A 14308-nucleotide genomic window follows, 5' to 3' on the forward strand; every position below is an offset into this window, starting at 1 on the left:
GGGGGGTCGGTCGCCGCGCCGACGGGGTGCGCGCGCGGTCGGTCGCCGCGCCGGCGGGGTGGCGGGCCCCGCTGCCGGGGGACCCGGCGCCGGCCCGGCGCGGGCCGGGGCGGGCGTGTGCTGGGGCGGGCGTGGGCCGGGGCCGGCGTGGGCCGGGTCGGGTGTACGCCCGGGCAGGCGTGTGCCGGGGGGGTGGGTGTAGGCCCGGGAGGGCCTGTGCCGGGTCGGCCGTGTGCCGGGTCGGCCGTGCGCCCGGTCAGCCGTGCGCCCGGTCAGCCGTGTGCCCGGGGGTCTCCGTCCGGACGGAGCCGGTGTTCGATCTCGGTGGCGGTCCGCTGTCCCTCGAAGAGGGCGACGGTCGACAGCAGCGCGCGCTGTCCGTCCGGCCGGCGCAGGGCGGCACGCGCGATCGCGACCACGTCCTCCCGCTGCCGGACGCCCCTCAGGTCGATCCGGCGGTCCAGGAACTGCTCCAGCGCGGTGGCGAACTGCTGACGTCCGGGCGCGTCCTCCATGCACGGCAGCCCGGCGAGCGCCTCGGTGAGCAGCAGGAGCACCGCGGGTGCGGGCGGCGGTGCCGCGGGGACCGGACCGGGCGGCGGAGGGGGCGGCGTGCCGCTCCCGGGGGTGTCCGGCAGGGGCCCGCGGACCGACCGCGCCACCACGACCCGGTGTTCCACCTCGGCCCACAGCTGCGGGCGCTGCCCGGCACCGGCGTCCCGCAGCTCCTCGTAGACGAAGTCGTAGAGTTCGCGCACGTCGATCACGCCGTCCCGGTCGCGGTCCGCCTCGCCGGTGCGCAGGCCCCTGACGAGGGCTCCGGTGAACCGGGAGGGCTCGGGGTCCAGTTCGGTGATCCGCTCGCCCTCCCAGGCGTACTCGGTGCGGTTGGTGGCGGTGAGCACCACGCGGCCGTGTCCGCCGAGTTCGTCCCTGACGTGGACCGCGGTGTCTCCCTTGGTACCGGTCAGGAAGGCGCCGCTGTAGCAGCAGTCCAGGACCAGGACGATCGACCGGGCCCGGCACCGGTTCATCTGCCGGCGCACGAACTGGGCGGTCACCGAGGTGGAGGCGAGCAGCCGGCGGTCGGTGTCGGCGGCGGCGAAGTGCAGTTCGCCGTTGTCGTTCTTGAGGCCGTGGCAGGACAGGTGCAGCAGGAGCAGGTCGTCGCGGCGGCGGTCGAGGAAGAAGCGCTCGACGGCCCGGGTGACCTCTTGGTGGGCCCCGTCGACGATCGTGTCGACCTGGAAGTCGCCGATCCGCGGGTCCCCGAGCACCTCCGCCAGGGCCGGGGCGTCCCTGGCGGGCGACCGCAACTGGCCCAGGGTCCAGTCACGGTAGGTGCCGGTGGCGACGAGCAGGGCGTGGCGGCCTGCGGACATGGCCGGCGCGCCCGTCAGCCGTCCTGGCCGTCGGCCGGTTCCCGCTCCTGGTCGCGTGCGGCCAGGAACGCCTCGATGAGCCGTTGCTGGTCCGCGGGGGAGACGGCCTCCAGTTCCAGGCTGTCCTCGCCCAGCGTGATGCTGACCGTGCGGACCGGGCGGGTCTCGATCCAGGTGCGCACCAGGTCGACCGCCGAGCGCAGCACGAAGGGGGCGGCGGTCACGACGAGCACCCCGACGGCGAGGGCGTCGGCCGGCTTGGCTCCGGCGGGGACCGCCCCGGAGCGGTCCAGTTCGACGCGGTCGACGTCCAGTTCGAGCAGCCGCTCACGCAACTGGAGTGTCAGCGCGTCGAGTTCCTCCTGGTCGCTGTCCCGGCCACCGGCCAGGACAAGATGCATGCGCTGCGTGCGGCTCACCGCCACCCCCGTCGTCCGGCGAGGTTTCAGCGTACCGCCGGGTGCGACGACGGGGGCCGCATCCCCGACAACGGGAATGCGGCCCTCGACTGCCGTGCGCTGCCGCCTACTTGCGGATCAGGCTGCGCAGCACGTACTGCAGGATGCCGCCGTTGCGGTAGTAGTCCGCCTCGCCGGGGGTGTCGATGCGGACGACCGCGTCGAACTCGACGCCGGTGTCGGTGGTGACCTTCACCGTGCGCGGGGTGGTGCCCTCGTTGAGCTCGGTGACGCCGGAGACGGAGAAGCTCTCCTCGCCGGTCAGGCCGAGGGACTCGGCGGTGTGGCCCTCGGGGAACTGCAGCGGCAGGACGCCCATGCCGATGAGGTTCGAGCGGTGGATGCGCTCGTAGGACTCGGCGATGACGGCCTTGACGCCGAGCAGCGCGGTGCCCTTGGCGGCCCAGTCGCGGGAGGAGCCGGAGCCGTACTCCTTGCCGGCCAGGACGACGAGCGGGATGCCCTGCTCGATGTAGTTGCGGGAGGCGTCGTAGATGAACGACACCGGACCGCCGTCCTGGGTGAAGTCGCGGGTGTAGCCGCCCTCGGTGCCCGGCGCGATCTGGTTGCGCAGGCGGATGTTGGCGAACGTACCGCGGATCATGACCTCGTGGTTGCCGCGGCGCGAGCCGTAGCTGTTGAAGTCGCGGCGCTCGATGCCGTGCTCCGTGAGGTACTTGCCGGCCGGGGTGTCGGCCTTGATGGCGCCGGCCGGGGAGATGTGGTCGGTGGTGACCGAGTCGCCCAGCTTGGCGAGCACACGGGCGCCGGTGATGTCCTCGACCGGGGCCGGCTCCATGCCCATGCCCTCGAAGTACGGGGGCTTGCGCACGTAGGTGGACTCGGCGTCCCACTCGAAGGTGTCACCGGTCGGGATGGGCAGCGCCTGCCACTGGGCGTCACCGGCGAAGACGTCGGCGTAGGACTTGGAGAACATGTCCTCGCCGATGGCGTTCGCCACGACGTCGTTGACCTCGGCCTCGGAGGGCCAGATGTCCTTCAGGAAGACCGGGTTGTTGTCCTGGTCGTGGCCGAGGGCCTCGCGGGTGATGTCCACCTTCATGGAGCCGGCGAGCGCGTAGGCGACGACCAGCGGCGGGGACGCCAGGTAGTTCATCTTGACGTCGGGGTTGATCCGGCCCTCGAAGTTGCGGTTGCCGGAGAGCACCGAGGTCACCGCGAGGTCGTGCTCGTTGACCGCCTGGGAGACCTCGTCCGGCAGCGGGCCGGAGTTGCCGATGCAGGTGGTGCAGCCGTAGCCGACCAGGTTGAAGCCGACCTTGTCGAGGTAGGGGGTCAGGCCCGCCTTCTCGAAGTAGTCGGTGACGACCTTGGAGCCCGGGGCGAGGGTGGTCTTGACCCACGGCTTGCGGGTCAGGCCCTTCTCCACCGCCTTCTTGGCCACCAGCGCGGCGGCGACCATGACGTACGGGTTGGAGGTGTTGGTGCAGGAGGTGATGGCCGCGACCGTCACCGCGCCGTGGTCGAGCGTGTAGGTCGTGCCGTCGGGGGCGGTGACCTCGACCGGGTGGGAGGGCGCGCCGTTGGAGATGGCCGGGGCGTCGGAGGCCGGGAAGGACTCCTTGCTGGCCTCGTCGACGTCGCCGCCGTCCTTGACGTAGTTGCGCACGTCCTGGGCGAACTGGGCCTTGGCGTCGGCGAGGACGATGCGGTCCTGCGGGCGCTTCGGGCCGGCGATGGAGGGGACGACCGTGGACAGGTCCAGCTCGAGCTTCTCGGAGAAGTCCGGCTCGGCCTTCGGGTCCAGCCAGAGGCCCTGCTCCTTGGCGTACGCCTCGACGAGGGCGACCTGCTGCGGGGAACGGCCGGTCAGACGCATGTAGTTGAGCGTCTCGTCGTCGATCGGGAAGATCGCGGCGGTGGAGCCGAACTCCGGCGACATGTTGCCGATGGTGGCGCGGTTGGCCAGGGAGGTGGCGGCGACGCCCTCGCCGTAGAACTCGACGAACTTGCCGACGACGCCGTGCTTGCGGAGCATCTCGGTGATGGTGAGCACCAGGTCGGTGGCGGTGGTGCCCGGCTTGAGCTCGCCGGTCAGCTTGAAGCCGACGACACGCGGGATCAGCATGGAGACCGGCTGGCCGAGCATGGCGGCCTCGGCCTCGATGCCGCCGACGCCCCAGCCGAGGACGCCGAGGCCGTTGACCATGGTGGTGTGCGAGTCGGTGCCGACCAGGGTGTCGGGGTAGGCCTTGCCGTCACGGGTCATGACGACGCGGGCCAGGTGCTCGATGTTCACCTGGTGGACGATGCCGGTGCCGGGCGGGACGACCTTGAACTCGTCGAAGGCGGTCTGGCCCCAGCGCAGGAACTGGTAGCGCTCCTTGTTGCGGCCGTACTCCAGGTCGACGTTCACCTTGAAGGCGTCGTTCGTGCCGAACTTGTCGGCGATGACGGAGTGGTCGATGACCAGCTCGGCCGGCGCCAGCGGGTTGATCTTCGCCGCGTCGCCGCCGAGCTCCTTGACGGCCTCACGCATGGTGGCGAGGTCGACGACACAGGGAACGCCGGTGAAGTCCTGCATGATCACGCGCGCCGGCGTGAACTGGATCTCCTGCGACGGCTGCGCCTGGGAGTCCCAGCCCCCCAGGGCACGGATGTGGTCGGCGGTGATGTTGGCGCCGTCCTCGGTGCGGAGCAGGTTCTCCAGCAGCACCTTCAGGCTGTAGGGAAGGCGCGCGGAGCCCTCGACCTTGTCCAGCCGGAAGATCTCGTACGACTCGTCGCCCACCTGCAGCGTGCTGCGGGCGTCGAAGCTGTTCGCCGACACGACAGTCTCCTTCATTGATGTGCGCGTACGTCCCACCGCATCCTGCCGCCACGCCGCCCTGGCCGATCCGCTAAGGTAAGGCTAAGTTAGGTAACCCTCACCAGGGTGGCGGCTGCGGTGCGCCTCGGCAGATATCTCGATGTCGAGATAACTCTAGTACACGTGGACGGAATGGTCATGCCCGGGCCCGGCCGACGGCCCCCGCCGCGCGCGGCCCGGCCCGGTCGTACGGACTGCTGCCGCCAGTCAACCCGCTCGCGGACGTGATCGCACCGGAGTCCGGAGCCCCCGGCCCGCGCACGGCCGGCCCGCGGCGGAGCCGCCTCACCCCTCCGGGTACCCGGAGAGCGCGCGGACATGGTCGCCGCCCTCACGCACGGCGGCGGAAGCCGGTCGCCTGTCACACGTCCGCACCTCCACTCCCCCACCTCCACTCCCGGCGGGAGCCATCCGCCAGCCATCAGTACGCCCGGACGGGGTAAGCGACTGAGACCGAGTCAGTTACCACGCAGAGGAGGCAGGGATGCCGCTCACGTTCCGCAAGAGCTTCCGGATCCTTCCGGGGGTGCGGCTCAACATCAACAAGCGCTCGTGGTCCATCACCACCGGCGGCAAGAACGGCCCCCGCCACACCCGCAGCAGCACGGGACGTCGTACGACATCGATGGATTTGCCCGGACCTTTCGGGTGGCGCCGGACCACGCGGTCCCGCTGAGGCGGGGGCCGCTGACGTCACATCACCCGAACGGACCCCCCAAGAGGCGCCATCTCATATCTGAGATAGCCTCAACCTCATGGCAGACGACTACCTCGTACGCATCGGCAAGCTCATCCGCGACGCCCGGCAACACCGCGGCTGGACGCAGACGCAGCTCGCCGAGGCGCTCGGTACCAGCCAGAGCGCCGTCAACCGCATCGAGCGCGGCAACCAGAACATCAGCCTTGAGATGATCGCCCGTATCGGCGAGGCGCTGGACAGTGAGATCGTCTCCCTGGGCTACGCCGGGCCCATGCATCTGCGGGTGGTGGGCGGCCGCCGGCTCTCCGGCTCCATCGACGTCAAGACGAGCAAGAACGCGTGCGTGGCACTGCTGTGCGCCTCGCTGCTCAACAGCGGGCGCACGGTGCTGCGCCGCGTCGCCCGCATCGAGGAGGTCTACCGCCTGCTCGAGGTGCTGCACTCCATCGGCGTGCGCACCCGCTGGATCAACGACGGCGTCGACCTGGAGATCGTGCCCCCGGCCGAGCTGGACCTCGCCGCCATCGACGCGGACGCCGCCCGGCGCACCCGCTCCATCATCATGTTCCTCGGCCCGCTGCTGCACCGCACGGACCGCTTCATGCTGCCGTACGCCGGCGGCTGCGACCTCGGCACCCGCACCGTCGAGCCGCACATGATCGCGCTGCGCCGCTTCGGCCTGGACATCGCGGCGACCGAGGGCCAGTACCACGCGGTGGTCGACCGCTCCGTCGCCCCCGACCGCCCGATCGTGCTGACCGAGCGCGGGGACACCGTCACGGAGAACGCGCTGCTCGCCGCCGCACGGCACGACGGCACCACCGTCATCCGCAACGCATCCTCCAACTACATGGTCCAGGACCTGTGCTTCTTCCTGGAGGCTCTCGGCGTCAAGGTCGACGGCATCGGCACCACCACGCTCACCGTGCACGGTGTGCCCACCATCGACGTCGACGTCGACTACTCCCCCTCCGAGGACCCGGTCGAGGCGATGAGCCTGGTGGCCGCGGCCGTCGTGACGGAGTCGGAGCTGACCGTCCGCCGGGTCCCGATCGAGTTCCTGGAGATCGAGCTGGCGGTCCTGGAGGAGATGGGCCTCGACCACGACCGCACGCCCGAGTACTTCGCCGACAACGGCCGTACGCGCCTGGTGGACCTCACCGTCCGGCCCTCCAAGCTGGAGGCGCCCATCGACAAGATCCACCCGATGCCGTTCCCCGGCCTGAACATCGACAACGTCCCGTTCTTCGCGGCGATCGCGGCGGTGGCCCAGGGCCAGACCCTCATCCACGACTGGGTCTACGACAACCGCGCCATCTACCTGACCGACCTCAACCGCCTCGGCGGGCGCCTCCAGTTGCTGGACCCGCACCGCGTCCTGGTCGAGGGCCCGACCCGCTGGCGCGCCGCGGAGATGATGTGCCCGCCGGCCCTGCGCCCGGCCGTCGTCGTCCTGCTCGCCATGATGGCGGCGGAGGGCACGTCCGTCCTGCGGAACGTGTACGTCATCAACCGCGGTTACGAGGACCTGGCGGAGCGGCTGAACTCGATCGGGGCGCAGATCGAGATCTTCCGGGACATCTGAGCCGAAGGCGCCGCCGCGGCCATGACGGCGGCCGGCCGCTCGATCAGGACGCTCCGGGGACGTTCCCCGGGGCGCCGCGAGCCAGGCCGCAGGTGTCGGAGTGCGATGCTCCGTCCCGGCCCTCCAGGCGTACGAGGACCTGGCCGTCGGCGTCCCGGTTGTAGGCGATGGTGCAGGTCAACTGGCGCAGGGCGGTGCTGTCCAGGTCTTTCAGGGCGAGGGGCAGGCGGGTGCTGACGCCGCCGTCCGGGGAGGGCTCGACCGCCACGCTCCCGCCGGGGCGGACCGCAGGGAGGGCGGTGCCGAGGCCGGCGGCCCGGTCCTCCTCGTCCGGGCCGGCGAGCAGAGTCGTGACGACCTTCTCCGTGGGCACCGGACCGGCGGTGTACGCGGAGTCCGACCCGGACGCGTAGGCGTCGCCGAACCCGGCCGAGGGCTCGGCCGGCCGGATCACCGGGCTCAGTCCCCCGTCGGGGGCACGGAAGAAGAGGAGCATCTCGGAGTCGAGGTCCAGGAAGGCCTGGACGGAGGCGGGACCGCCCGCCTCGACGACGTCGGTCGCCCGGATGCCGCAGGCGCCGAGCAGCGGTACGGCCGCCGCGAGGACCACCGCCGCACGGCTCCGGGTCCGGGCACGCCTCATCCGCCGGCCTCCTCCGCGTGCAGCGGTATGTCGACGGTGAAGACGGCACCGCCGCCGGGCCGGTTCCCGGCGCTGATCGTGCCGCCGTGCAGCTTCACGTTCTCCAGGGTGATCGCCAGCCCCAGGCCGCTGCCTGCCGAGCGGGTGCGGGCCGCGTCGGCCTTGTAGAAGCGGTCGAAGACGTGCGGGAGGGCCTCCGGGCGGATACCGGGACCGCCGTCCGTGACCTCGGTGATCAGTACGGTCGTGCCCGGGGAGCGTGCCTCGGTGCGCAGGGTCACCGTGACGGGCGCGCCGCCGTGTTTCAGGGCGTTGCCGACGAGGTTGGCGATCACCACGTCGAAGCGGCGCGGGTCGAGCCGGGCCCGGATGCCACCGGGCAGTTCGGCGCGGACCCGGTCGTCGGTCCAGTGGCGCTTCTGCAGGGTCTTGCGGACGGCCTCGCCGACGTCGACCTCGTCGACGTTGAGTTCGGCCGCGCGGGCGTCGAAGCGGGAGATTTCCATCAGGTCCTCGACCAGCACGGCGAGCTTCCCGGTCTCCGCGCTGACCAGCCGGACGGCGCGGGCGGTGTCGGCGTCCAGGCCGTCCGCGTCCTCGTCGAGGACCTCCGTGACGGCGAGCATTCCTGCGAGGGGGGTGCGCAGTTCGTGGGAGACGTCGGAGGCGAAGCGGCGGGCCCGTTCCTCCGCCTCGCGCAGTTCGCGTACGGACCGTTCCAGTTGGCCGGTCGACTCGTTGAAGGTGCTCGCCAGGTCCGCCAGTTCGTCGCTGCCGCGGACCGGGATCCGGGTGTCGAGCCGGCCGCTGCCCAGGCTCCGGGCCGCCCGGCGGAGGTCCCGCACCGGGCGCAGCACGCTCCGGGCCGCGATCAGGCCGGGTATCAGCGCGACGGCGAGGCCGGGCAGTGCGCCGTCCCGGGCGGCGACGAGAAGGGCGTCGACGTTGACCTGCTCGTCCGTCATCCGCATGACGGCGTAGAGGACGAGACCGCTGGGCAGCAGGCTGTCGGGGCTGGTCCTGAAGACGGTGGGCATGGCGATGGTCAGGTAGGGGACGCCGTCCTTGACGACCCGTTCGAAGCTGCCGCGGGGGTTGGCCCGTGCGGCGGCGCGCAGCTCGGGGGTGATGACGGTGGAGACGGGGTTCTCGCCGGAGGAGGCGCGGAGGGAGCCGTACTCGGCGAACACCACCCAGGGGCGCGGCTTGCCCTTGCGGGCGAGGTCGCGCAGGACCTCCTCGATGCCCTCCTCCCGCACGGGCAGGGCGAAGGCCGTCTGCTGGACGTGGTCACGGAACGACGAGACCGCGGTGTCCTGGGCGGTCTTCAACAGCGCGGTGCGGGCCTCGCGGTAGGTCAGCGCCGCCGTCGTCCCGGCGCTGACGGCGGCGACCAGCAGGAAGGCGAGCATCAGGCGGGTGCGCAGCCCGAACGCCCTGATCGGGAACCGCCTGTCGGTGGGCCTGTCACCGCGCCGTCCCCGGTCCTCGGCACGGCGCGCACGGCGGGGACCGGGGCCGGTGGTCACAGGGGTCCGAAGCGGTAGCCGAAGCCCCGCAGTGTCTGCACGTAGCGCGGGCTGCCGGCCTCGTCCTCGATCTTGCCGCGCAGCCGGGCGACACACGCGTCGACCAGCCGGGCGTCGGCGTGGTAGCTGTGCTCCCAGACGTGCTCCAGCAGTTGCTGCCTGCTGAACACCTGCTCGGGGGCGGCGGAGAGGTGCAGCAGCAGCTTGAGCTCCGAGGGGGCGAGCGCGAGCGGCCGGCCGGCTTTGGTGACGGTCAGTCCGGTGCGGTCGATGGTGAGGGCGCCGTGGACCTCGACGGCCGGACGCCCCGTTCCGCCGTCGTCCAGGCGGCGCAGTACGGCACGGATGCGGGCCTCGATCACCTCCGTGCGGGCGGGCTTGACGATGTAGTCGTCGGCACCGGCTTCCAGGCCGATGACGACGTCGAAGTCGTCGCCGCGTGCGGTGAGCATGATGATCGGCAGCTGGCTGCGCTCACGGACCTGCCTGCACACCTGCACGCCGTTCATGCCGGGCAGCATCAGGTCCAGCAGCAGCAGGTCGGGACGGAACGCGGCCAGGGCGGCGAGGCCGGCCTCGCCGGTGGCGGCAGCCCGTACCTCGTGGCCGCGGCGGCGCAGCCCGAGTTCGACCCCCTCGCGTACGGAGGGGTCGTCCTCGATGAGGAGCACGCGGGGCATCGGTGGTTCTCCCTCGGTGGTGGTCAGGTCCGGGTCCGTCTCCGGCGCAGGCGGGTCAGGAGCCCGTGGAGTTCGGCGAGCCGCAGCGGACGGGCGAGCAGGACGAAGGTCAGCGTGACGGCGGTCGCGCCGGCAAGGGAGGAGACCACCACTCCGGCCGGTGCGGTTCCCCGGACCGCGAGGTTGCCCAGCGCGGCGGCCGGGACGGCGGCGAGCACCAGCCGGGCGTGGGCACCGGCGGCGGACGACCGCCATGGGTGGGCGACGGCGAGCCGGCGGCTCAGCTCCCGGCCGGTGACCGCCCAGCCCGCGCACAGTGCCACGGAGTACGCCGCCGCCATGCCCGTCACGGCCCAGCGGGCCGGCAGCAGCTGTGCGGCGGCCACGGACAGTCCCGCGTTGAGGACGACGGTCACCAGGTTGAGCAGGAAGGGCGTGCGGGTGTCGGCGAGCGCGTAGAAGGCGCGGGAGAGGATGTACTGGCCCGACAGGGCGACGAGCCCCGGGGCGAAGGCCATGAGGATGCCGGCCATGGCGGCCGTGTCGGCGGCGCTGGTCCTGCCGTGTCCGAAGACGAGGGCCGTCACCGGCTGGGCCAGGGCGAACAACGCGCAGGCGGCGGGTACGACCGCAGCGGCGCAGACCCGCAGGACGTGGGAGACGTCCCGCCGCAGGGCGGCGGTGTCCCCGTCGGCGGCGGCCGCGCTCATCCGGGGCATCAGCGCGGTCACCACGGAGACCGTGATGATGCCGTGCGGTACGACCCACAGGACATACGCGTTGGTGTACGCACCGTATCCGGGACCGCCGTCGAGGCCGGCGCCGGTGGCCAGCCGGGTGGTGACCCCGTAGGCGGCCTGGTTGGCCAGGACCAGGAGCACCAGCCAGCCGGCCGACCGCAGGGGGCGGGTCAGTCCGCTGCCGCGCCAGTCGAAGCGGGCCCGCCAGCGGAAGCGGGCCGCGCGCAGCGCGGGGATCAGGGCGAGCGTCTGCACGGCGATGCCGGCGGTCGTACCCCATCCGAGCACGGCGGTCTCGGTCGCGGTGAGCGTGTACCGCGAGGTGTGGGTGTCCCCGCCGCCGCCCGTGGCCGACGCCAGATAGAGACCGAAGACGGTGATGACGACGACGTTGTTCAGGGCCGGCGCCCACATCGCCGCGCCGAACCGGCCCCGCGCGTTGAGCACTTGTCCGAGCAGCGTGAACAGACCGAGGAAGAGGATCTGGGGCAGGCAGTAGCGGGCGAACGCGACGGTCATGGCCGCCTGCCGGCCGGTGTAGTCGGTGTACGCGCCGACCAGGACGGGGGCCGCCCACACCGCAGTCGCGGTGATCGACAGCAGGGCGACCACGCAGACGGTGACGAGCCGCTCGGTGTAGGCGGCACCCCCGTCGTCGTGCTCCTTGGCGGCCTTGACCAGTTCGGGGACGAAGACGGCGTTCAGCGCGCCGCCGAGGAGCAGCATGTAGACGACGGCGGGCAGGGCGTTGCCGACCGCGTAGCCGTCGGCGGTCGGCCCGATGGTGCCGAGCGCCGCCGCGACCACGGCGGACCGGGCGAAACCGGTGGCCCGGGAGACGACGGATCCGGCTGCCATGACGGCACTGTGGCGTCCGGTGGAGACCGCCTCGGTCGTTCCGGCGCCGTCCCGGCCCGCCGGGGTGGCCCGCACCGTCCGCACGCTCGGCGTCGAGCCGTTCACCGGCGGTTCAGGTAGGCCTGGAAGGCACGGTGGAGGGTGTGGTTGGCGCTGCCCCCCAGGGCTGTCTCCCACTCCCCCAGCGTCTCGACGACGCGGCCTCCGGTACCGAGCTTCCAGCGCAGCAGTCCGTAGGCACGTTCCGCGGGGTCGAGGGTGGAGGGCACCCCGCGCATGTCGTAAACGTCGGCGCCGAGGGCGTGGGCATCCGACAGCATGCGCCACTGCAGGGCGTTGGAGGGCCGGACCTCGCGGCGGTGGTCGGCCGAGGCGCCGGTCTGGTACCAGGCCCGGCGGCCCACCGTGATCATCGTGTGGGCGGCGAGGACCTCTCCCCCGTGACGGGCCAGGTACAGCGTCATCCGGCCCGGCTCCTCGGCGTTGAGCGCCGCGTACTGACGCTCGTAGTAGGCGAGCGAGCGGCCGAGCCGGAACCCGTCGCGTCGCTCGGTGATGCCGAGCAGCCGGTGGAACTCCGGGAGTTCGGCCGCGCCGCCGACCACCACCTCCACTCCTTCCCTGGCGGCCCGGCGCACGTTGCGGCGCCACTCCTGGTTGAGCCCGGACCACAGGTCCTGCGTGGTGCGTCCCGCGAGCGGCACGCGGAAGACGTGCCGGGGCTGGGCGTCGCCGTCCGCCCCGGTCCCGTCGCCACCCGGGCGACGCCAGCCCCGGGCCCGCAGCCGGTCGGCGACGGCGGTGCCGAGCGGGTCGACCTCACTGGCGAGGACGTCGCCCAGACACCGGCCGGGGGCAGCGAGCGGCTTCAGCAGGGCGGCGTCCCAGCTCCGGTAGGCGGGCGAGGGACCGATGCGTACGGCGAAGGCTCCGGCACTCCGCAGGTGTTCCAGCAGCGGGTCGAGCCAGCCGTCGAGGTCGGGGTCGCTCCAGTCGGCGACGGGCCCTTCGGGCAGGTAGGCGAAGTACTTCCGTGTACCTCGGAGTTGACGGAGCAGCACCAGCGCCACGCCCTCCAGGGCGCCCGCCTCCGGATCCGGCCCCCAGCCGAGCAGCTGGGCCCGCCAGTCCTCCTTGACGTCGGCCCAAGAGGGAAGTTGCAGGAAGCCCGCGCCGAGGGACGCCCCTTCGGGGGACGCGAGGAAGGCGCGGTACGTCCGCGCGGTGATGGTGCGCAGGGTCGTGCCCCGGCCCCGTTCACGACCCACACGGCCGGGCGGAACAAGCAGCGCTGACACAGTCCGAGCCTCTCCTTCTCCCCGGGCCGGGCGGCGGGGACGCACAGGATGCTCACAGCGGTCCGTGACCGCTCCGTGCGGCGAATGTGACCGGACGACGACCGTTCCCCACCAGCCGCCGTCACACTGCCCCGTAGCGGCTGACCTCGGGTTTTCCGGCTCTACAGTCACGACATCGGCGCAACGCCCCGTCCCTTCCCGCCCTCCCCGGAGGTTCCGTTGTCACGCATACCCGTACGCACCCGTGCCCTCGTCGGAGCCGCCGTCGCGGCCGGCATGCTGGCGCCGCTCGCCGCCTGCTCCCCGGGCGGCTCCGCCGACGGCCCGAAGACCTCGGCGCGGCCGGGCGCCGCCGACCGGCCCGTCACGGTCACCGTCACGCCCAGGGGAGAACGGGCCCCGGCGGGCCGGCCCGTGCGCGTCGAAGCCGCGGGCGGCAGGCTCACCTCGGTGACCGTCACCGACACCGACGGGGGCCGGCTCGCCGGCCGGGTCGCCGCCGACGGCCGGTCGTGGGTCTCCCACCGCAAGGCCGTACCCGGCACGTCGTACGCGGTGACGGCCACGACCCGGACCGAGGGCGGCACCGAGGGCAGGAGCAGGGCGCGCTTCACCACGGCTCCGGCGGACAAGGTCAACAAGGTGGACTGGCGACCGGGCGCGCACACCACCGTCGGTGTCGCCCAGCCGGTCTCGCTGGTCTTCGACAACCCGGTCGAGGACAAGGCCGGCGTCGAGCGGCAGCTCAGGATCACCACCTCGAACGGCACCAAGGGCTCCTGGGGCTGGATCCGCGACTGGTCGGGCCGGGACCGGGTGGACTGGCGGCCCGCGACCTACTGGAAGCCCGGCACCCGGGTCACGCTGAACGCCGGGCTGAGCGGCACCGACTCGGGCGCGGACGGCGGCTGGTTCGTGCGCGACTACACGACCACCTTCACCATCGGCGCCCGGCAGATCGTCGAGGTCGACCTCGACACGCACCGGCTCACCCTGGTGCGCGACGGGGAGACGGTCCGGCGCATACCGGTCTCCGGAGGCACGCCCGGCGGTGACAAGCGCTCCTGGCGGGGGACGGCCGTGCTCATGGCCAAGGAGGGCACCATCAACATGAACTCCGAGACGGTGGGACTGGGCGACGCCTACGACAAGATGGTCGACCACTCGATGCGACTCACCTGGTCGGGCATGTACGCGCACGCCGCACCGTGGAACGCCCGCCACTTCGGCAGGGCCAACCGCAGTTCCGGCTGCATCGGAATGAGCGACGCGGACGCGGCCTGGTTCTACCGTCAGGTACGGCCCGGCGACCCGTTCGAGATCACCGGTGAGGACACCAAGGGCGTGGTCGCGCCCGGGAACGGCTTCGGCGCATGGAACCTCTCGTGGGCCGAGTGGCAGCGGAGGAGCGCACTGCGCTGAGAGGCGCTCGCACGGTCCCCCGCCCCCTCCCCGGGCTGTCGCGGCCGGCGGTCGGACAGTGCCCGTTCACCGTCCGCACCGCCCCTCGTTGGGCGGGGGAACAGTCCTGCGTCCGGGACGCCCGGGGCCGCCCCCGGGTCTGGTTGACTCCCCGCCCACCCCCCACCCCGTACGCGCACCCCT

The 14308-nt window shown here is 72.4% G+C and carries 11 protein-coding genes; 3 read left to right on the forward strand and 8 right to left on the reverse strand.

Annotated features, from left to right (window positions below; translation table 11 throughout):
* Window positions 1–272: 272 nt before the first annotated feature.
* The 3 genes from IE118_RS12580 to acnA form a co-directional block, all read right to left on the reverse strand.
* Window positions 273–1382 carry a caspase, EACC1-associated type gene (locus IE118_RS12580; protein ID WP_229846784.1) on the reverse strand — a complete coding sequence of 370 codons (1110 nt, stop codon included), beginning with the start codon at window positions 1380–1382 and terminating at the stop codon, window positions 273–275.
* A 14-nt stretch (window positions 1383–1396) separates the two neighbouring features.
* Window positions 1397–1801: a hypothetical protein gene (locus IE118_RS12585; protein WP_229846785.1), complete on the reverse strand. Its 405-nt coding sequence runs from the start codon at window positions 1799–1801 to the stop codon at window positions 1397–1399.
* 106 nt (window positions 1802–1907) lie between these two features.
* Window positions 1908–4631: an aconitate hydratase AcnA gene (gene acnA / locus IE118_RS12590; protein WP_306430361.1), complete on the reverse strand. Its 2724-nt coding sequence runs from the start codon at window positions 4629–4631 to the stop codon at window positions 1908–1910.
* A 523-nt stretch (window positions 4632–5154) separates the two neighbouring features.
* On the opposite strand from acnA, the gene IE118_RS12595 reads away from it, so the two are divergent.
* Window positions 5155–5346: a DUF4236 domain-containing protein gene (locus tag IE118_RS12595; protein ID WP_189557888.1), complete on the forward strand. Its 192-nt coding sequence runs from the start codon at window positions 5155–5157 to the stop codon at window positions 5344–5346.
* Window positions 5347–5425: 79 nt separating this feature from the next.
* Window positions 5426–6955 carry a helix-turn-helix domain-containing protein gene (locus IE118_RS12600; protein WP_189557889.1) on the forward strand — a complete coding sequence of 510 codons (1530 nt, stop codon included), beginning with the start codon at window positions 5426–5428 and terminating at the stop codon, window positions 6953–6955.
* 43 nt (window positions 6956–6998) lie between these two features.
* Here the strand turns inward: IE118_RS12600 and IE118_RS12605 are convergent, their stop codons facing one another.
* The 5 genes from IE118_RS12605 to IE118_RS12625 all read right to left on the reverse strand — a co-directional run bounded on the left by IE118_RS12605 (window position 6999) and on the right by IE118_RS12625 (window position 12703).
* Window positions 6999–7598: a hypothetical protein gene (locus IE118_RS12605; RefSeq protein WP_189557890.1), complete on the reverse strand. Its 600-nt coding sequence runs from the start codon at window positions 7596–7598 to the stop codon at window positions 6999–7001.
* Window positions 7595–9127 carry an ATP-binding protein gene (locus tag IE118_RS12610; RefSeq protein WP_373303180.1) on the reverse strand — a complete coding sequence of 511 codons (1533 nt, stop codon included), beginning with the start codon at window positions 9125–9127 and terminating at the stop codon, window positions 7595–7597. The genes IE118_RS12605 and IE118_RS12610 overlap by 4 nt, the downstream gene beginning before the upstream one ends.
* Complete coding sequence (locus tag IE118_RS12615) at window positions 9124–9807, reverse strand: response regulator (RefSeq protein ID WP_189557891.1); 684 nt, start codon at window positions 9805–9807, stop codon at window positions 9124–9126. Before IE118_RS12615 ends, IE118_RS12610 begins: the two co-directional genes overlap by 4 nt.
* A gap of 23 nt (window positions 9808–9830) precedes the next feature.
* Window positions 9831–11405 (reverse strand): murein biosynthesis integral membrane protein MurJ, encoded by a 1575-nt coding sequence (gene murJ / locus IE118_RS12620; RefSeq protein WP_189557892.1) that lies wholly within the window; start codon window positions 11403–11405, stop codon window positions 9831–9833.
* 101 nt (window positions 11406–11506) lie between these two features.
* Window positions 11507–12703: a lipid II:glycine glycyltransferase FemX gene (locus tag IE118_RS12625; RefSeq protein ID WP_189557893.1), complete on the reverse strand. Its 1197-nt coding sequence runs from the start codon at window positions 12701–12703 to the stop codon at window positions 11507–11509.
* 219 nt (window positions 12704–12922) lie between these two features.
* Here IE118_RS12625 and IE118_RS12630 point away from each other — a divergent pair, with 219 nt between their 5' ends.
* Complete coding sequence (locus tag IE118_RS12630; RefSeq protein ID WP_189557894.1) at window positions 12923–14125, forward strand: L,D-transpeptidase; 1203 nt, start codon at window positions 12923–12925, stop codon at window positions 14123–14125.
* Window positions 14126–14308 lie beyond the last annotated feature (183 nt).

Source organism: Streptomyces pilosus, assembly GCF_014649835.1.
GTDB classification, from domain to species: domain Bacteria; phylum Actinomycetota; class Actinomycetes; order Streptomycetales; family Streptomycetaceae; genus Streptomyces; species Streptomyces pilosus.

What these genes read in the sequence shown, in the direction of transcription:
- IE118_RS12580 (WP_229846784.1), bottom strand. Translation starts at nt 1,382, where the DNA reads ATGTCCGCAGGCCGCCACGCCCTGCTCGTCGCCACCGGCACCTACCGT.
- IE118_RS12595 (WP_189557888.1), top strand. Translation starts at nt 5,155, where the DNA reads ATGCCGCTCACGTTCCGCAAGAGCTTCCGGATCCTTCCGGGGGTGCGG.
- IE118_RS12600 (WP_189557889.1), top strand. Translation starts at nt 5,426, where the DNA reads ATGGCAGACGACTACCTCGTACGCATCGGCAAGCTCATCCGCGACGCC.
- IE118_RS12605 (WP_189557890.1), bottom strand. Translation starts at nt 7,598, where the DNA reads ATGAGGCGTGCCCGGACCCGGAGCCGTGCGGCGGTGGTCCTCGCGGCG.
- IE118_RS12615 (WP_189557891.1), bottom strand. Translation starts at nt 9,807, where the DNA reads ATGCCCCGCGTGCTCCTCATCGAGGACGACCCCTCCGTACGCGAGGGG.
- murJ (WP_189557892.1), bottom strand. Translation starts at nt 11,405, where the DNA reads ATGGCAGCCGGATCCGTCGTCTCCCGGGCCACCGGTTTCGCCCGGTCC.